This is a genomic window from Serratia rubidaea (assembly GCF_016026735.1).
GTDB lineage: Bacteria > Pseudomonadota > Gammaproteobacteria > Enterobacterales > Enterobacteriaceae > Serratia_B > Serratia_B rubidaea.
Genome location: NZ_CP065640.1, coordinates 863,135 through 882,557, shown reverse-complemented (window position 1 = coordinate 882,557; position 19,423 = coordinate 863,135). Strand labels below are relative to the sequence as shown.

Genomic DNA, 19,423 nt, shown 5'->3' with positions numbered 1-19,423 from the left:
AAATAAACGGCATTGTTTCAAGAATGTGAACAAACAGTTGAACGGCTATTGACCGGAGAGCAACCATGAAAAACGCAGAACTGAACCAACGTCGTCAGCAAGCCACGCCACGCGGGGTGGGAGTTATGTGTGGTTTTTACGCAGAGCGGGCGGAAAACGCCACCCTGTGGGATGTGGAAGGCAATCAAGTTATCGATTTTGCGGCCGGCATCGCGGTGCTGAACACCGGTCACCGTCATCCGAAAGTGCTGGCGGCGATTGAGCAACAGCTGCAGGCCTTTACCCATACCGCCTACCAGATCGTGCCGTATGAAAGCTACGTCTCACTGGCCGAGCGCATCAACCAGCGCGCGCCGATCGACGGGCCGTGTAAGACCGCCTTTTTCACCACCGGCGCCGAAGCGGTCGAAAACGCGGTGAAAATCGCCCGCGCCCATACCGGCCGTCCGGGCATTATCACCTTTGGCGGCGGCTTCCACGGCCGCACCTATATGACCATGGCGCTGACCGGCAAAGTGGCGCCGTACAAACTGGGCTTCGGGCCGTTCCCCGGCTCGGTGTTCCACGGCCAGTACCCGAACGCGCTGCACGGCGTCAGCACGCAGGACGCGATGAACAGTCTGGAGCGCATCTTCAAGGCGGATATCGACCCGAAACAGGTGGCGGCGATCGTGCTGGAGCCGGTGCAGGGCGAGGGCGGCTTTAACGTTGCGCCGGCGGAATTTATCCAGGCGCTGCGCACGCTGTGCGATGAGCACGGCATCCTGCTGGTGGCGGACGAAGTACAAACCGGCTTTGCCCGTACCGGCAAGCTGTTCGCCATGGAGCATTACGACAGCAAACCCGATCTGATCACCATGGCGAAAAGCCTGGCGGGCGGCATGCCGCTGTCGGCGGTGGCGGGCCGCGCCGAGGTGATGGACGCGCCGGCGCCGGGCGGGCTGGGCGGCACCTATGCCGGTAACCCGCTGGCGGTGGCCGCGGCGCATGCGGTCATGGACGTGATTGATGAAGAGCAGCTGTGCCAGCGCGCGCAGCGTCTTGGCCATCATCTGGTGGAGGTGCTGCAGCAGGCGCGCGCCAGCTGTCCGGCCATCGCCGAGATCCGCGCGCAGGGGTCGATGGTGGCGGTCGAGTTTAACGACCCCGCCAGCGGCCAGCCGTCGGCGGAATTCACCCGTCAGGTACAGCAAAAAGCCCTGCAGGAAGGCCTGCTGCTGCTGAGTTGCGGCGTACACGGCAACGTGATCCGCTTCCTGTACCCGCTGACCATTCCTGAAGAACAATTCACCAAAGCGCTGGGCATTCTTTCCCGCGCGTTGGCTGAATAAGGAGCGCATGACGATGAAACTGAGTAACCCCGAGCTGCTGCGCAGCCAGTGCCTGATCGACGGCGAGTGGTGTGCGGCGCAGAGCGGCAAGCGTGAAGCGGTGATCAACCCGGCGACCGGCGAAGAGCTGGCCACCATCCCGCTGATCGGCAGTGCAGAGACCGAACGGGCGATTGACGCCGCTCAGCGCGCCCAGCAGAGCTGGAAGCAGCAGACCGCCAAACAGCGTGCGGCGCTGATGCTGGCCTGGGCGGAGCACATTATGGCGGCGCAGGAGGATCTGGCGCAGCTGATGACCGCCGAGCAGGGTAAATCGCTGGCGGAGGCGCGCGGCGAAGTGGCCTATGCGGCGTCGTTTATTACCTGGTTCGCCGAAGAGGCCAAACGGGTGGACGGCGCGGTCCTGCAGGCGCCGCAGGCGTCGCAGCGGCTGGTGGTGATCAAGCAGCCGATCGGCGTGTGCGCGGCCATCACCCCGTGGAATTTCCCGGCGGCGATGATTACCCGCAAGGCGGCGCCGGCGCTGGCGGCCGGCTGCAGCATGATCGTCAAACCGGCGGAACAAACGCCGCTGACCGCGCTGGCGCTGGGCAAGCTGGCGCAGGACGCCGGCATTCCGGCCGGCGTCCTGCAAATCGTCACCGGCGAGGCGGCGCAGGTCGGCAAGGTGCTGTGCGACAGCCCGGTGGTGCGCAAACTGAGCTTTACCGGCTCGACCGAAGTGGGGCGCATTCTGATGGCGCAGTGCGCGCCGACGATTAAAAAGCTGTCGCTGGAGCTGGGCGGCAACGCACCGGTGATCGTGTTCGACGACGCCGACCTGGATGCGGCGGTGGCCGGCATTATGGCCTCCAAATTCCGCAACAGCGGCCAGACCTGCGTCTGCGCCAACCGTATCTACGTGCAGGCCGGCATTTACGATCGCCTGGCGGCGAAACTGGTGACGGCGGTCGAAGGGCTGCAGGTGGGCGACGGCGCGGCGGAAGGCACCACGCAGGGGCCGCTGATCGATAAGGCGGCGGTGGAAAAAGTGCAGAGCCATATCGATGATGCGCTGATCAAGGGCGCGCAAATCGCCACCGGCGGCCAGCCGCACGCGCTGGGGAGAACTTACTTCCAGCCGACGGTGGTGACCGGCGTGACGCAGCAGATGCGCTTTGCCAGAGAGGAAACTTTCGGCCCGGTGGCGCCGCTGTTCCGCTTCCAGGATGAGGATGAGGCGGTGGCGATGGCCAACGATACCGAATTCGGTCTGGCGGCCTATGTCTTTACCCAGAACGCCGCGCGTCAGTGGCGGGTGCCGGAGGCGCTGGAATACGGCATGGTCGGCATCAACACCGGCCTGATATCCAACGAAGTGGCGCCGTTCGGCGGCGTGAAGCAGTCAGGGCTCGGACGCGAAGGATCGCGCTATGGCATTGAGGAATATCTGGAGCTGAAATACCTGTGTATCGACGTGAACGCGTAACCACCGGGAACTTAACCCCGCCCGGCGGCGCTGTTCGCCGGGCCGCAGAGGATGACTTATGCCTGCTGAAAACATCACATTCTCTCCGGCGCTTGCCGCCGGGGAGCGAGCATCTGCACCCGCCAAATCGCTGAGTTTCCTTGAGGGCGTGGCGATGATTGTCGGCACCAATATCGGCGCCGGCGTATTGTCGATAGCCTATGCCTCCAGCAAGGCCGGCTTTTTACCACTGCTGTTCTGGCTGGTGCTGGTGGGCTGTTTGACCACTATCACCATGCTGTACGTGGCCGAGTCCACGCTGCGCACCCGCGCGCACCTGCAGCTGAGCGGCCTGGCCAAGCGCTATGTCGGCGGCTTTGGCTCCTGGCTGATGTTCGCCTCGGTCTGCGTCAACAGCATCGGCGCGCTGACCGCCTATATGACCGGCAGCGGTAAACTGCTGCAATCTTTGCTGGGGATCTCGCCGGCGATCGGCAGCCTGCTGTTTTTTATCCCGGCCGCCGGGGTGCTGTATCTTGGCCTGAAGGCCATCGGCCGCGGGGAGAAGTTTATCAGTATCGGCATGGTGGTGATGCTCAGCGTGCTGGTGATCGCCACGCTGCTCAAAGACACCACCCAGATGGGGCGGCTGCTGGAGGGCGACTGGCGCTTTATGGTGCCGGTATTCAACGTAGTGGTGTTCTGCTTCTCGGCGCAGTATATCGTGCCGGAAATGGCGCGCGGCTTTGCCGATAAGCCGGAGCAACTGCCGAAGGCGATTATCGTCGGCATGGCGACCACCTTTGTGCTGCTGGCGGCGGTGCCGCTGTCGGTAATTGCGCTCAGCGGCCTGGATAATATCTCCGATGTGGCCACCATCTCCTGGGGGCAGGCGCTGGGGCAGTGGGCGTTCTTCTCTGCCAATATCTTCGCGCTGTGCGCCATGCTGACCTCTTACTGGGGGCTGGGCGGCAGCTTCCTGACCAATATTTTCGACAAGTTCCGCCTGGGCAGCGACGAACTGCCGCTGCGTCGTTTCGCCGTGCTGCTGTTGGTGGTGCTGCCGCCGTTCGTGCTGGCGTACAGCGGTTTTGTCTCGTTTGTGAATGCGCTGTACTTTGCCGGCGTGTTCAGCGGCGTGGTGTTGTCGGTCATGCCGATGCTGATCCTGCGCGGCGCACGCAAACACGGCGATATGACGCCGCGCTGGCAGTGCAACTGGATCACCCATCCGCTGCTGCAGGCCAGCATTGTGCTGCTGTATCTGGCCAGCGCGGTGTATGCCATTGCCTCATTGCTGGGCTATCTGCCGGCGGGTTGGTAACAGACTCCCTCAAGTGGTGTGTTTTTTCTCTGGATTGAGAACGGCGGCGTCGTGGCCGCCGATTTTTTTATGATTTTCCCGCAGAGAGTGCCAGCCAGGCCTGCAGCGACGGGCGCTGCCACTGCCGTTGCACATAGCGTTGCAGCGTGTCCGGCAGCGGATCGCCATTCATGGCCAGGCGGTTGAGCATCAGCGCCAGATCGCTGTCGGCAATGCACCAGTCGCCAAACAGATTTTCCTGCCCGTGCGCCAGCAGCCCGCCGGCGACGGCGACCAGTTTTTCCGCCGCGGCCTGCCCGTCGGCCGACAGCGCCGGCCGTTTCTCACCGTTAAAAATTACCTCGGTCGGCCGTTCTGCGCGCAGCGGCGCCAGATCGCTGCGCAGCCAGGCCTGAACCTCACGCGCCTGCGCACGCTGCCTGACGTCAGCCGGATACAGCGGGGAGTGCGGGAACAATTCTTCCAGATATTCATCAATGGCCGACGATTCGCACAGGGTAAAGCCGTCGTGCGTTAGCGCCGGTATCCTTTGGATCGGGGAAATATCGGTATAGGCGGCATGCTGATGTTCACCCCGGGACAGATCGATCGGCTTGACGGTGAAGGGAATATTTTTCTCGCGCAGTGCGATAAATACCGACATGGCATAAGGGCTGAAAAAGTTGGCATCGGTATAAAGTACGGCGTCGGATTGGCTCATGGTGGGTCCTGTGATGTTGTGAGTCGGCATCCCGCATTAATGCCGAATAAATCATCATAAATCAATGACAAAAACTAATGATCCATTAGTTGTATTTATATGTATGTCGTTGTTGCAGCTCAGTATTTCAGTCTGCCTCACAGAATTGGTTAATTTCCCTCATTAATCATTTACCCCCAGCTAAAAGTGCGCTAGAAGTTACGGTAGGTTATTTTTTATTCTGCCATCTTCCTTTGGGTTGTAGCTTATGTTGGATCGAATTCGCGCACACACGCCTCTTGGCCCCGATGAGCTGATGTTCTGGTCGCTGCAGGGCAGCGAACAGCTCAGTCGTCCCTATGTTTTTCAGGTTGATCTGCTTAGCCAGAACTTCCATATCGACCGGCGCTCGCTGCTCGGGCAGACCGTCACGCTGGAAATCCCCACGCAGAATCTGCTGACGCCCCGTTACCTGAACGGCAAGGTGACGGCGGCAGCGGTGCGCAGCGAGGAAATCAATGATACGCGCTATGCGGTTTATCAACTGAAGCTGGAGCCGGATATCTGGCCGATGCTGCGTGACCGCAACTTCCGTATCTTCCAGCAGCAGACGGTGCCGGACATTGTCAAAACCCTGCTGGCGGAGCAGAACGTCGCCTGTGAGGACCAACTGACCGGCAGCTACCGTCAGTGGGAATACTGCGTGCAGTATCAGGAAAGCAGCTACAACTTTATCAGCCGGCTGATGGAGTTGGAGGGCATCTACTATTTCTGGCGCCATGAAATGGGCAAACAGACGCTGGTGTTGATGGATGCGCCCCAGCAGCATAAACCGTTCGAAGGCTACGAAAGCATTCCCTATCACGTTACGCCTTCCGGCGGCAGCACCAGCGAAGAGGGCGTCAGCCGCTGGGCGGTCAACGATGTCGTCACGCCGGGGATTTACAGCATTGACGACTACGACTTCCGCAAACCGAACGCCTGGCTGTTCCAGGCGCGGCAGAACCCCGCCTCGCCGCAGCCGGGGCAGATTGACGTCTATGACTGGCCGGGGCGGTTTGTCGATCACCAGCACGGCGAGTTTTACGCGCGCGTGCGTCAGGAGGCCTGGCAGGCGGAGCACCAGCAGATCAGCGCTACGGCGACGGCGCTGGGCATTGCGCCCGGGCACACGTTTACCCTGCGCAATGCGCCTTACGCCGCTGATAACGGCCAGTATCTGGTGACGCAGGCGGAATATCACCTGCGAGAAAACCGCTACGCCAGCGGCGGAGAGAGCAGTGAGCACCGCATCGACTTCAACGTGATGCCGGCGGATGTGCCTTTCCGGCCGGAGCAATTGGCCGAGTGGCCGAAGACCTGCGGGCCGCAGACCGCCAAGGTGGTGGGGCCGAAGGGGGAATCGATCTGGACTGATAAATATGGCCGCATCAAGGTGAAGTTCCACTGGGACCGGCTGGCGGCGGGCGACGACACCAGCTCATGCTGGGTGCGCGTTTCCAGCGCCTGGGCCGGCCAGGGCTTCGGCGGCGTGCAGATCCCGCGCGTTAACGACGAGGTGGTGATCGACTTTATCAACGGCGATCCGGACCGACCGATCGTGATCGGCCGCGTGTATAACGAAGCCAGCATGCCGCCGTGGGCGCTGCCGGCGGCGGCCACCCAGATGGGCTTTATGAGCCGCACCAAAGACGGCACGGCGGACAACGCCAACGCCCTGCGTTTTGAAGACAAGGCCGGTTCGGAACAGGTGTGGATCCAGGCCGAACGCAATATGGACACCAACGTTAAAAACGATGAGAGCCATACCATCGGCAGCAACCGCACCAAAACCGTCGGCGCTGATGAAACCAGCCATATCAAACAAAACCGCACCAAAAATGTCGACGGCAATGAGACGGTGGCCATCGGCCAGAACCGCACCAAAACCATCAGCGGCAATGAGACCACCACCGTGAAGCAGAACCGCACTGAAACGGTGGAAGGCAGCGAAACCCTGACGGTGCAGCAGAGCCGTAATGAAACCATCACCGGCGATCACTCGGCCACGGTGAAAAGCAACCATACCTCGACGGTGGACGGCAACCAGGTGATGACGGTCAATCAGGATCGCACCCGCACCGTAAACGGCAATGAGAAAGTCAGCGTGGTGAAGAACCGCAACGTGGATGTACAGGGCCACCAGACGCTGGGCGTTACCGGTAACCGTACGGCCTCGATCAGCGGTAATGAGAACAAGGTGATCACCAAGATGCAGGATGTCAGTATCGGCGAGGGCCGCAAGATCGTGATCGCCGGCGGAGATACACGTTATACCGACGGTACGGTGAGCGATAGCGCGTCGGAAAGTTTCAATATCAGCGTGGGTGGCTCTGCCGGCATCTCGATTTTGCCCGGCAGCATTGAGATTGTCGCCGGTGGCGCCAGCATTACCATCAACGGGAGCGGTGTTATGGTCAACGGCACCAAAATAGAACTCAATGCCTGAGCAGATATCCATGATGCAGAGCCACGCAAGAAACCCCACCGAGCAGTTGATGGCCCAGTTGGAAGCGCAGTGGCTGGAGGCCAGTGAGGATCCGGCTGCGCGCCTGTTTATCTGGCGGGTCAGGGCTAATGCTGAAAGTATCGTGCATGCGTTTATCGCGCTGCAGCAGCAGCCGCCGAGCGATTACAGCGCGCCGGATCTGTTTATCGGCTTTATGGCGCCGTTCGACACCGGCTACGGCTATAGCCGGGCGCTGGCGGATGAGCTGATAGAGCGTTATGAGGCTAGCGAAGACGCGCAGGGCTGGGATTTTGACTCCCGTTTACCGTGCTTTAGCGCTGCGCAGTGGCAAACCTTGCTCGGTGATTTTGCCGAGCATCACCGCGAGCAGTTGCGCTATGTGGTGGCGGTGATGACGCCGGAACATATCAGTGATGAGGCGGCGCTGCAGCGCTGGCTGCAGCAAAACGTCGAGCGCATTGCTGCTGGCGTGCGCGTGATGCTGATTGATACGCTGGAACAACCGACCTGGCAGACGCTGCAGCAGGCATTTCCCCAGCGCGTACGGCTGATAACGCCGGATATTGACGGCATGTCACTGATGCAGCAAACCGCCAGCCAGCTCAGCGAGCATGATGGCGACCGCCTGCGCTGCCGGCAGTTTATGACCGATGCGGTGCTGCTGCTCGAGCGCGGCACGGCGCAGCAGGTTGAGGCGCGCGCCGGAATGGCGCTGGCGATTGCGCGAAAAAAAGGCTGGCTGGAGCAGCAGGTGGTGATGCACAACATCATCGGCGGCGGCTGGGTAAAGGGCAATGCCGCAGCTAAAGCGGTGGATGAGTACCGTCTGGCGCAGCAGGTGGCGCAGGGCATCGGCGATCCGTCACTGCGCGCCACGCTGCAGATGCAGAGCGCATTCGGCGAAGGCGGCGCCTGGTTCAGCGCCGGCGAGTATCAGAAGGCGGCCGGCGCCTATCGGCTGGCGGCGGGGCTGGCGCAAATGGCGGGCAACCGCATGCTGGCTATTGAAGGAATGCGGATGGCGGGGCGCTGTTTGGTGCTGGGCGGCGAGGAGAGCCAGGCGATGGCGGACTATGCGCAGGCGATCCATGCCGCGCGGCCGTTGTCCGCCGAAGAGCGCACGCAGACCACCTTGCCGTTGGCACTGCAGGATTTACTGCATCTTCAGGATGATAAACGCGCCCAGGCGCTGGAGCACTGCGCCGAACAGTATCAGCAGCGCAAGCAGCAGCTGATTTTACGCGCGGAGGGCGAGGTGGCGCAGCAAGGGGCAACGCCTCAGGCGGTGAAGCTGGCGGAGAACCGCCTGCAGCAGGGGCTGGAACAGAGCTTTCAGCAGGCGCGCAGCCAGCGTGAACAGCTGATCCTTGAAGGCTATCCCGGCTTTCGTCAGGCGATCGCCATCGGCCGTCAGTATTTGCATCCGCACTGGAACGGCCTGCCGGAGATCGCCCATCCGTTTGATGCGCCAACCGGCGAATGGTCGCAAATGCCGCAAAGCATGGCGCTGCCGTCGGAAGATGCCGCCAGCGAGTTTATTCAGCAAAACGAAGGCAAGGAAAAAGCATGAGGAAGGTAGTGATTATTGTGGCGATCACACTGTTGGTGATCGGATTTATCAGTTTGTCGGACAGTGAGTTGGCTAACGAGGCGCGTAATTTCCTGCGCGCCTTGCTGCGGGCGCTGTTCTGACGTCGGAACCAGGGAAGGTATAAACCGATGCATTCCAGTTCACACTTTGATCCTCAGCTGGGGATCGATATCCATACCTATCCGTTCGGACCGCTGCCGACGCCCCATATCGGCCTGGTGTTCGACGTCTTTGACTACATTCCGTTTATCGGCACCACGGTAGGGGTGAATGGCGCTAAACGCGCCAGCGCCGGCACCGGCGGCATGTCGGTGCATATCCCGATCGGCGGCGTGTGGCTGCCGCCGCTGCGCGCGCCGGGCGGCCCGCAACTGGGGGATGACGAGCTGTTTATGGGCAGCCGCACGGTGCGGGTGGACGGCGAACCGTTCGCCCGCATCACCATGCCGGTGCTGAGCTGCAACATGCTCGGCATGATGCCGCCGTTCCGCCCGAAGCGCGCCGCCGAGCCCAAGCCGCTGTCGCTGACGATGCCGCTGACTATCAACCTGGCCATTCCCAGTCAGGTGACCGTCGGTGGGCCGCCTACCATTAACGTGACGGCGATGCTGATGCGCGCCGGCCTGTTCGGCCTTGGCAAGGGACTGAAAAAGCTTAAAAAAAGCGCCGGCTACGGCAAGTTTATGAAGAAGTTTCAGGAATTTCGCCAGAAGCTGTTTAAAAACATGGATCCCGGGTTCCTCAAGTGCAAGGTGCTGCGGGCCGAGCCGGTGGATATCCGCGACGGCAGCGTGGCGCTGGCGCAGCAGGATTTCCTGCTGCCGGGGCGGCTGCCGCTCTCCTGGATGCGCAGCTACTCGTCGGCGGATATCGACGAAGCCGGCTACTGCGGCCACGGCTGGGCCACGCCGGCGGATATCACCCTGACGCGCGATGCGGGCGGGCTGATGCTGCTGATCCGCCCAGAGGGCATGACCGCCTTTGGCGACCTGCCGGCGCAGCCGGGGCGCGAGCACGCGGCGGTGGGCCTGCCGGACGGCGGGCGGCTGTGGTGGCAGCAGGAGGAACGGCAGCGCCGCTGGATCTACGAAGGCAGCGACGGCGTGCAGCATCATTTTGATGACGACGACGGCGACACGCTGCCGCTGGCGGCGCTGGGCGACCGCAACGGCAACCGCTGGCAGTTTGTGCGCCGGCAGGGGCAGCTGACGCGGCTGGCGGAGTACGCCGGCGCGGCGGCGACCGGGCGCGAGGTGCATGTCACCGTCGAGCGCGGACGCATCATCGCCATGCGCCTGTACGAGGCGGCCGGCGACGCCTACTCGCCGCTGACCCGCTATGAGTATGACGGCGAGGGCCAGCTGGCGGCGCAGATTGATGCGCTGGGGCGGCACGGCGCTTCGGCTATCAGCGCCGGCGCATGACGCAGCACCAGGACCGCAACGGCCAGCGTTTTTATTACGACTACGACGCCGACTGGCGGGTGGTGCACGCCTGGGGCGACGGCGGGCTGTACGACTACCGCTTTGTCTATCACGATGCGCTCAATGAAGTGGCGGTCACCGACTCGCTCGGCCATACCTCGCATATCCGCTTCGACAGCGGCGGGCTGCCGATTAGCGAGATCGACCCGCTGGGCGGCAACACGGTGTTTACCTATGACGACCTCGGGCGGCCGCTGAGCGTGACGCAGCCGGACGGGCGACGCTACCAGTGGGAGTACGAGCCGCAGGGGCAGATCGCGGCGGAGATCGGGCCGGACGGCAGCCGGCTGAGCCTGGAGTATAACGCGCTGGCGCAGCCGGAGACGGTGATAGACGAGAACGGCGCGCAGTGGCGGATGGCGTACGATGCGCGGGGCAACCTGCTGTCGCAGAGCGATCCGACCGGGGTGACCCGGCGTTATCGCTATGATGCGACGGGGCTGCCGGAGGAGTATCAGGGGGCCGACGGCGAACGGCAGACGCTGGAATATGACCGCTACGGCTTCCCGCGGCGGGTGACCAGCAACCAGCGCGGGACGCTGCAGCTGCGCTTTGACGTGCGCGGCAACCTGCGGCTGAAAACCGATGCGCTGGGGCAGCAGACCCGCTATGAGTATGATGCGAAGGATCGGCTGACGGCGCAGCTGTCCGCCACGGGGGCGCAGGTGGCGATCGACTACGATCGGGAAGATCAGCCGCTGTGCTACCGGGATGAGGCGGGACGTGAGACGCGGCTGCGCTATAACGGCACCGGGATGGTGACGGAGTGCCGGACGGCGGACGGCGAGCGGGTGGCGTACCAGTATGACACCGAAGACCAGCTGACGGCGGTGGTGAACCCGCTGGGGCAGGCGTGGCGGCTGCAGCGCGACGCGCTGGGGCGGGTGACGGAGGAGCGTGACTACTGGGGGCAGGCGACCGGTTACCGCTGGGATGCGGGCGGCAGCCTGCTGCAGCGCACCGATGCGCTGGGGGGCACGCTGACGTACGCCTACGACCGGGCGGGACGGCTGCAGGAAAAACGCAGCGGCGACACGCTGCTGACGCGCTACCGCTATGCGGCGGACGGGCAGCTGACGCAGTGCGAGAACCGCTGGCGGCAGCTGGCATGGCGCTACGACGCGGCGGGCCGGCTGTTGGCGGAGTCGCAGGACGGCTTTACGCTGCGGCACCACTACAATGACGCCGGGCAGCGTATTCTGCGCGAGAGCGACAGCGGACACCGGGTGGCGTTCAGCTGGAGCACGACGGGGCAGCTGGCGGCGATAGGGCTGAATGACGATGCGCCGGTGGCGCTGGGCTATGACGCGGCGGGCCGGCTGTGCCGGGAGCAGCTCGGTGAAGGGCTGGTGCGGGAGCTGACGTATGACGGCGAGGGGCGGCTAACCGCCCAGCACACGCTGCAGGGTGAGCTGCCGCTGTTCTCGACCGGCTACCGCTACGACCTGCAGGGCAACCTGACGGCGCGGGAAGACAGCGGCTGGGGCACGGACCGCTACCAGTATGACGCGGTGGGACGGCTGCTGGCGCACGTCGACCCGGCGGAGCGGGTGCGGCGGTTTATGCACGACGCGGCGGGCAACCGGCTGGCGCTGACGGTGCGGGCGGTGAACGAGACGGCGGAAGGGTGGTTCCGCGAGGGCTGGCACAATGATACGCGCTACGTGTTTGACCGTGCGGGCAACCTGCGGCAGCGGCGCTATACTGACGGCAGCCGGCAGGATTTTGTCTGGGATGAGAGCCAGCAACTGGTGGCGGTGCATCAGGGGGAGTCGGTCACGCACTACGCCTACGACGGGCTGGGGCGACGGATAGGCAAGCAGACGGCGACGGAGAGCCGCTGGTTCTACTGGCAGGGCGATGCGCTGCTGGCGGAGGTGGCGGAGCCGGGGGGCGAGCCGCTGCGTCCGCTGGCGCTGTACGACGTGGCCGGTCGGCTGCAGCGAGAGAAGCGGCAGGCGGCGCTCTTTAACAATCTGCGGGAATACGTCTACTACCCCGGCAGCTTCCGGCCGTTCGCGCTGCTGACGCAGCAGGAGGGGGTACGCAGCAGCTACCACTATCACTGCGACCCGAACGGCGCGCCGGTGCGGCTGACCGACGTACAGGGCGGGCTGGTGTGGTCGGAGCAATGCGGGGTCTGGGGCGAGCCGGGGGCGGTGCATGCAGACCGGGTGGCCAACCCGCTGCGCTTCCAGGGGCAGTACTTTGATGCGGAAACGGGGCTGCACTATAACCGCTACCGCTACTACGATCCGCAGACCGGGAGCTATATCAGTCAGGATCCAATAGGGCTGGCTGGGGGGGTTAACCCCTATGCTTACGTCAATAATCCAGTCGTTTGGATCGACCCAATTGGTTTAGCTGGGTGTGCGAGTGTTGATGCGGATGGCGTTTTAAGTATTAAAAATAAATTCGAGCTTGGCTCCCCAGAAGATTTGGCATTGCGCAAGCACGTCGCTGATTGGAATACGCAGATTGAAATAAACGGAGGGTCAATGACAAGGCAGGCAGTAACGCCTGAAATGCGAGCTTTGGCGACTGACGCTGCGAATAATGCGAAAAAAGCAAATCCAGGATCATATCCTAAAGGTGTTTCTCCTGGACATACTCCAGATGTTGGTTGGGGAGGCGCTATTGAAGGACCAATAATTCCCCTTAACTCTAGGGTAAATAGCTATATAGGCGGTGCAACACAGGCTGTTCCAGTAGGGACTACATATTCCAAAGTTGTTCTTGTTTAAAAGAGGTGATTAAATGATAAAGGAAAATATTGAATCTGTAATTGTTAAAAGAAAATCTTTCAGTAGTCACGCTGAGTTTTCGCCAAACCACCCTGATCTATCATTTCAGGGAAATATACCTACCTTAGAAAAGGGAGTGTATCGGGAAGCTAGCCCGATGCTAATGGAACGATTTAAATATTATGGGCGATGGGAAAGTGCAACGCATGGTAATTGGTTAAGTATCAGTGATATGCAAGAAATTTGGAGTGATGATATACAAGATGATTTTATTGATTTAGTTAAGTTTCAGGCAGATTGTCTAAAAACAGACTGGCCGAACCATGCTTTTGGTTTATTTAAAGATAATCGACTTTCTTTATTTTCTGGTAGTGATGTAGGAAATGAGTCAATTTTCTTGTTATGGCTAGATGATGAAGTCGAGCCTGAGTTATGGGTTTATGATTCTAACGGGGAATCCAGATATAAAAATCTGAATGAATATCTTTTAGCATACTTACAAGATGATTTAAGCGCATCTACACGCTCATGGCGAGCTTAGAACTTCAGGATATTAATTCTAAAGCGTGAAGTGAGTATTTTGACAAAATTGTCCAGTGCTACTGACTAAACAGGAAGATACTTCTATAGTCCAGTACACGGTGTTGCTGACCGACGTGCAGGGCGGGCTGGTGTGGTCGGAACAATGCGGGGCCTGGGGCGAGCCGGGGGTGGTGCATGCAGAGCAGGTGGCCAACCCGCTGCGCTTCCAGGGGCAGTACTTTGATGCGGAAACGGGGCTGCACTATAACCGTTACCGCTACTACGATCCGCAGACCGGGAGCTATATCAGTCAGGACCCGATTGGGTTAGAAGGTGGGATAAACCTCTATGCCTATTCGCCGAATCCGCTGGGTTGGATCGACCCTCTTGGTCTAAGTTGTTCTCCTACATTTAACCCTCAAAAGAAACTTAAATATAAAGAGGGAGAGATGTCAGTTATGAAGCATATTTTAAGTGGGCATGCTAAAGATGCACTCCAGGAAAGTACAAGTAAATTCTTAACAAAAAGTCCAAAGAAAATAACTAAATATATCAATGAGGCTTTAGAAAAAGGGACTTTATCTTCTAATGGTAAAGAGTTGATTTATAAATTTTCCAGAGATATAGGAACAAACCTTGATGGCAAGACAACAAAAACAATAAAATTGTTTATTGACTCAAAAGGTTGGGTAAGAACAGCATTTCCTTTATGAATGAAATAAAATTATAGGCGAAACTATGAAAAAAAACACATTAGATGCGTTAACTGAATCAATATCTAACAGTGAAAAAATAAAAAAAATAATCATCAACAATATTCTGATGGAAGAGAGAAAAGAAATTAGATTAAATCTTGTTTATATTACCTATGATTTCTCATCTAGGTGTGTATTAATAGAATATTATGCTGAGGATAATGAGTATCCGGATGTAGAGATGAAATTTGATGATTTAATTGACTTTGTTAAAAAATAACACTGTGAACCGGAGTCGCTATATTAATTACTCCGTATTTTCACAAGTTTTCTTTTTATTAAACTAGAATCAGTAGTTAGGTAATAAGTTTATTATTTTCAACAGTAATGGTAATACTCTAGCAGCCTCCGCTCGTCTGCACTGCTGACGCAGCAGGACGGGGTACGCAGCAGCTACCACTGCCACTGCAACCCGAACGGTGCGCCGGTGCGGCTGACCGACGTGCAGCGCGAGCTGGTGTGGTCGGAGCAATGTGGGGCCTGGGGCGAAAGATAAGTGTCATTAAATATGCTCTTAGGTTCTATTGGGCAACTGGAAGTGATGGCTTATGTGAAAAATAGAACGTTTATTCTGGCAGGGAATTTCACTTATTTTTATTGAAGGCTTTTCGGTTTATTTATATCACCAATTTTTTATAAGTTTAATTCATTAGTAGTATTTTCAAGGTATACTTTGAGGTGAATGCGTCCATGCGCTGCCAGTAAAGGACGACTGGCGCGGTAGCACTGTGATAATGCAACGGGATAACCAGGAGACGGCGAATTGACGCGGCCTCCTAATTTATTCAGCAAAAACAGAGGCGAGGACTAGAGATGAAAGGTGGCGATCCTGTTTATCAGCTTGTGTACACCGTTCTGACGTCGGAACCCGGGAAGGTATAGCCGATGCATTCCAGTTCACACTTTGATCCTCAGCTGGGGATCGATATCCATACCTATCCGTTCGGACCGCTGCCGACGCCCCATATCGGCCTGGTGTTCGACGTCTTTGACTACATTCCGATTATCGGCACTACGGTGAACGTCAACGGCATCAAGCGCGCCAGCGCCGGCACCGGCGGCATGGCGGTACATATCCCGATCGGCGGCGTGTGGCTGCCGCCGCTGCGCGCGCCGGGTGGCCCGCAACTGGGGGATGACGAGCTGTTTATGGGCAGCCGCACGGTGCGGGTGGACGGCGAACCGTTCGCCCGCATCACCATGCCGGTGCTGAGCTGCAACATGCTTGGCATGATGCCGCCGTTCCGCCCGAAGCGCGCCGCCGAGCCCAAGCCGCTGTCGCTGATGATGCCGCTGACTATCAACCTGGCGATCCCCAGCCGGGTGATCGTCGGCGGACCGCCTACCGTCAACGTGATGGCGCTGCTGATGCGCGCCGGCCTGAGCGGCCTTGGCAAGGGACTGAAAAAGCTTAAAAAAAGCGCCGGCTACGGCAAGTTTATGAAGAAGTTTCAGGCATTTCGCCAGAAGCTGTTTAAAAACATGGATCCCGGGTTCCTCAAGTGCAAGGTGTTGCGGGCCGAGCCGGTGGATATCCGCGACGGCAGCGTGGCGCTGGCGCAGCAGGATTTCCTGCTGCCGGGGCGGCTGCCGCTCTCCTGGACGCGCAGCTACTCGTCGGCGGATATCGACGAAGCCGGCTACTGCGGCCACGGCTGGGCCACGCCGGCGGATATCACCCTGACGCGCGATGCGGGCGGGCTGATGCTGCTGATCCGCCCAGAGGGCATGACCGCCTTTGGCGACCTGCCGGCGCAGCCGGGGCGCGAGCACGCGGCGGTGGGCCTGCCGGACGGCGGGCGGCTGTGGTGGCAGCAGGAGGAACGGCAGCGCCGCTGGATCTACGAAGGCAGCGACGGCGTGCAGCATCATTTTGATGACGACGACGGCGACACGCTGCCGCTGGCGGCGCTGGGCGACCGCAACGGCAACCGCTGGCAGGTTGTGCGCCGGCAGGGGCAGCTGACGCGGCTGGCGGAGTACGCCGGCGCGGCGGCGACCGGGCGCGAGGTGCATGTCACCGTCGAGCGCGGACGCATCATCGCCATGCGCCTGTACGAGGCGGCCGGCGACGCCTACTCGCCGCTGACCCGCTATGAGTATGACGGCGAGGGCCAGCTGGCGGCGCAGATTGATGCGCTGGGGGCGGCACGGCGCTTCGGCTATCAGCGCCGGCGCATGACGCAGCACCAGGACCGCAACGGCCAGCGTTTTTATTACGACTACGACGCCGACTGGCGGGTGGTGCACGCCTGGGGCGACGGCGGGCTGTACGACTACCGCTTTGTCTATCACGATGCGCTCAATGAAGTGGCGGTCACCGACTCGCTCGGCCATACCTCGCATATCCGCTTCGACAGCGGCGGGCTGCCGATTAGCGAGATCGACCCGCTGGGCGGCAACACGGTGTTTACCTATGACGACCTCGGGCGGCCGCTGAGCGTGACGCAGCCGGACGGGCGACGCTACCAGTGGGAGTACGAGCCGCAGGGGCAGATCGCGGCGGAGATCGGGCCGGACGGCAGCCGGCTGAGCCTGGAATATAACGCGCTGGCGCAGCCGGAGACGGTGATAGACGAGAACGGCGCGCAGTGGCGGATGGCGTACGATGCGCGGGGCAACCTGCTGTCGCAGAGCGATCCGACCGGGGTGACCCGGCGTTATCGCTATGATGCAACGGGGCTGCCGGAGGAGTATCTGGGGGCCGACGGCGAACGGCAGACGCTGGAATATGACCGCTACGGCTTCCCGCGGCGGGTGACGAGCAACCAGAGCGGGACGCTGCAGCTGCGCTTTGACGTGCGCGGCAACCTGCGGCTGAAAACCGATGCGCTGGGGCAGCAGACCCGCTATGAGTATGATGCGAAGGATCGGCTGACGGCGCAGCTGTCCGCCACGGGGGCGCAGGTGGCGATCGACTACGATCGGGAAGATCAGCCGCTGTGCTACCGGGATGAGGCGGGACGGGAGACGCGGCTGCGCTATAACGGCACCGGGATGGTGACGGAGTGCCGGACGGCGGACGGCGAGCGGGTGGCGTACCAGTATGATACCGAAGACCAGCTGACGGCGGTGGTGAATCCGCTGGGGCAGGCGTGGCGGCTGCAGCGCGACGCGCTGGGGCGGGTGACGGAGGAGCGCGACTACTGGGGGCAGGCGACCGGCTATCGGTGGGATGCGGGCGGCAGCCTGCTGCAGCGCACCGATGCGCTGGGGGGCACGCTGACGTACGCCTACGACCGGGCGGGACGGCTGCAGGAAAAACGCAGCGGCGACACGCTGCTGACGCGCTACCGCTATGCGGCGGACGGGCAGCTGACGCAGTGCGAGAACCGCTGGCGGCAGCTGGCATGGCGCTACGACGCGGCGGGCCGGCTGTTGGCGGAGTCGCAGGACGGCTTTACGCTGCGGCACCACTACAATGACGCCGGGCAGCGTATTCTGCGCGAGAGCGACAGCGGGCACCGGGTGGCGTTCAGCTGGAGCACGACGGGGCAGCTGGCGGCGATAGGGCTGAATGACGATGCGCCGGTGGCGCTGGGCTATGACGCGGCGGGCCGGCTGTGCCGGGAGCAGCTCGGTGAAGGGCTGGTGCGGGAGCTGACGTATGACGGCGAGGGGCGGCTAACCGCCCAGCACACGCTGCAGGGTGAGCTGCCGCTGTTCTCGACCGGCTACCGCTACGACCTGCAGGGCAACCTGACGGCGCGGGAAGACAGCGGCTGGGGCACGGACCGCTACCAGTATGACGCGGTGGGACGGCTGCTGGCGCACGTCGACCCGGCGGAGCGGGTGCGGCGGTTTATGCACGACGCGGCGGGCAACCGGCTGGCGCTGACGGTGCGGGCGGTGAACGAGACGGCGGAAGGGTGGTTCCGCGAGGGCTGGCACAATGATACGCGCTACGTGTTTGACCGTGCGGGCAACCTGCGGCAGCGGCGCTATACTGACGGCAGCCGGCAGGATTTTGTCTGGGATGAGAGCCAGCAACTGGTGGCGGTGCATCAGGGGAGTCGGTCACGCACTACGCCTACGACGGGCTGGGGCGACGGATAGGCAAGCAGACGGCGACGGAGAGCCGCTGGTTCTACTGGCAGGGCGATGCGCTGCTGGCGGAGGTGGCGGAGCCGGGGGGCGAGCCGCTGCGTCCGCTGGCGCTGTACGACGTGGCCGGTCGGCTGCAGCGAGAGAAGCGGCAGGCGGCGCTCTTTAACAATCTGCGGGAATACGTCTACTACCCCGGCAGCTTCCGGCCGTTCGCGCTGCTGACGCAGCAGGAGGGGGTACGCAGCAGCTACCACTATCACTGCGACCCGAACGGCGCGCCGGTGCGGCTGACCGATGTGCAGGGCGGGTTGGTGTGGTCGGAACAATGCGGGGTCTGGGGCGAGCCGGGGGCGGTGCATGCAGACCGGGTGGCCAACCCGCTGCGCTTCCAGGGGCAGTACTTTGATGCGGAAACGGGGCTGCACTATAACCGCTACCGCTACTACGATCCGCAGATCGGGAGCTATATCAGTCAGGATCCAATAGGGCTGGCTGGGGGGAACAACCCGTATAGTTATGCGCCGAATTCTCTTAGCTGGATAGATCCTCTAGGGTTATCAGGGACAGGAGTACCGCATGGTTTTAAAAGTTTTGGACAATTTAAACAATTTGGCCAAGCATTACAGGCTGGAATGAGTAGATTAGGATATCCCGGCACTGTCTCATATATGCAAGGAAGTTCAGTGTCTGGTGTAAGCTTTTCTACAGGGCAACCTTTTGATGTTGGTCGTGTTAGTGATTTTGATGTTGCTATTTCACACCCAGAGCTATATCAGAGAGCAGAACAGTTAGGGATAGGAAAAGGTGGTCGAACTGGGCCAATTGATATGGGTAGTGATATGGCTAAGAAATTAGGTATTGATGATACTTTACAAAAATTGTCTAGAATGTCAGGTGGTAGACCTGTAAATGCTATGGTTTTTGAGTCTCCTGCTGAAGTCAAAGCGAAGGGGAAAGGAACTAGAATTCCTGGGCAATGTGGTGGGTGAT

At 60.6% G+C, this 19,423-nt stretch carries 12 protein-coding genes and 2 pseudogenes; 13 read left to right on the top strand and 1 reads right to left on the bottom strand.

Annotated elements, in window-relative coordinates:
• The first annotated feature begins 65 nt into the window (after positions 1-65).
• Genes I6G83_RS04030 through I6G83_RS04020 form a run of 3 tightly spaced genes read left to right on the top strand, consistent with a single transcriptional unit; the run spans position 66 to position 4,102 of the window.
• Positions 66-1,331, top strand: a complete 1,266-nt coding sequence (locus I6G83_RS04030; RefSeq protein WP_054305951.1) for a 4-aminobutyrate--2-oxoglutarate transaminase — start codon at positions 66-68, stop codon at positions 1,329-1,331.
• 13 nt (positions 1,332-1,344) lie between these two features.
• A complete protein-coding gene (locus I6G83_RS04025; RefSeq protein ID WP_054305952.1) occupies positions 1,345-2,799 on the top strand; it encodes an NAD-dependent succinate-semialdehyde dehydrogenase in 1,455 nt (484 codons plus the stop codon).
• Positions 2,800-2,857: 58 nt separating this feature from the next.
• Complete coding sequence (locus tag I6G83_RS04020) at positions 2,858-4,102, top strand: aromatic amino acid transport family protein (RefSeq protein ID WP_054305953.1); 1,245 nt, start codon at positions 2,858-2,860, stop codon at positions 4,100-4,102.
• 67 nt (positions 4,103-4,169) lie between these two features.
• Here I6G83_RS04020 and yfcF read toward each other — a convergent pair whose 3' ends face one another.
• Entirely contained in the window at positions 4,170-4,802 is a 633-nt protein-coding gene (gene yfcF / locus I6G83_RS04015; RefSeq protein WP_054305954.1) for a glutathione transferase, read from the bottom strand.
• Positions 4,803-5,049: 247 nt separating this feature from the next.
• Between yfcF and I6G83_RS04010 the strand changes: the two genes are divergently transcribed.
• The 10 genes and pseudogenes from I6G83_RS04010 (at position 5,050) to I6G83_RS03975 (ending at position 19,422) form a co-directional block, all read left to right on the top strand.
• Positions 5,050-7,269 (top strand): type VI secretion system Vgr family protein, encoded by a 2,220-nt coding sequence (locus I6G83_RS04010; RefSeq protein WP_062779218.1) that lies wholly within the window; start codon positions 5,050-5,052, stop codon positions 7,267-7,269.
• Positions 7,270-7,279: 10 nt separating this feature from the next.
• Positions 7,280-8,860: a hypothetical protein gene (locus I6G83_RS04005; RefSeq protein WP_054307952.1), complete on the top strand. Its 1,581-nt coding sequence runs from the start codon at positions 7,280-7,282 to the stop codon at positions 8,858-8,860.
• Positions 8,857-8,982: a hypothetical protein gene (locus I6G83_RS23640; protein WP_255265500.1), complete on the top strand. Its 126-nt coding sequence runs from the start codon at positions 8,857-8,859 to the stop codon at positions 8,980-8,982. The genes I6G83_RS04005 and I6G83_RS23640 overlap by 4 nt, the downstream gene beginning before the upstream one ends.
• Positions 8,983-9,009: 27 nt before the next feature.
• Entirely contained in the window at positions 9,010-10,305 is a 1,296-nt protein-coding gene (locus I6G83_RS23525; RefSeq protein WP_232238946.1) for a DUF6531 domain-containing protein, read from the top strand.
• On the top strand, positions 10,302-13,109 hold the full coding sequence (locus I6G83_RS23520) for an RHS repeat-associated core domain-containing protein (protein WP_232238945.1): 2,808 nt from the start codon (positions 10,302-10,304) through the stop codon (positions 13,107-13,109). Before I6G83_RS23525 ends, I6G83_RS23520 begins: the two co-directional genes overlap by 4 nt.
• A gap of 13 nt (positions 13,110-13,122) precedes the next feature.
• The gene (locus tag I6G83_RS03995; RefSeq protein WP_072186197.1) at positions 13,123-13,650 is read left to right on the top strand and encodes a hypothetical protein; all 528 of its coding nucleotides are present in this window, start codon (positions 13,123-13,125) and stop codon (positions 13,648-13,650) included.
• Positions 13,651-13,750: 100 nt separating this feature from the next.
• Positions 13,751-14,344, top strand: a pseudogene (locus tag I6G83_RS03990) (RHS repeat domain-containing protein); the annotation flags it as partial.
• 25 nt (positions 14,345-14,369) lie between these two features.
• On the top strand, positions 14,370-14,606 hold the full coding sequence (locus I6G83_RS03985; protein WP_054307940.1) for a hypothetical protein: 237 nt from the start codon (positions 14,370-14,372) through the stop codon (positions 14,604-14,606).
• 207 nt (positions 14,607-14,813) lie between these two features.
• A complete protein-coding gene (locus I6G83_RS23515; protein WP_232238963.1) occupies positions 14,814-14,882 on the top strand; it encodes a hypothetical protein in 69 nt (22 codons plus the stop codon).
• A 389-nt stretch (positions 14,883-15,271) separates the two neighbouring features.
• A pseudogene (locus tag I6G83_RS03975) lies at positions 15,272-19,422 on the top strand (RHS repeat-associated core domain-containing protein).
• Position 19,423 lies beyond the last annotated feature (1 nt).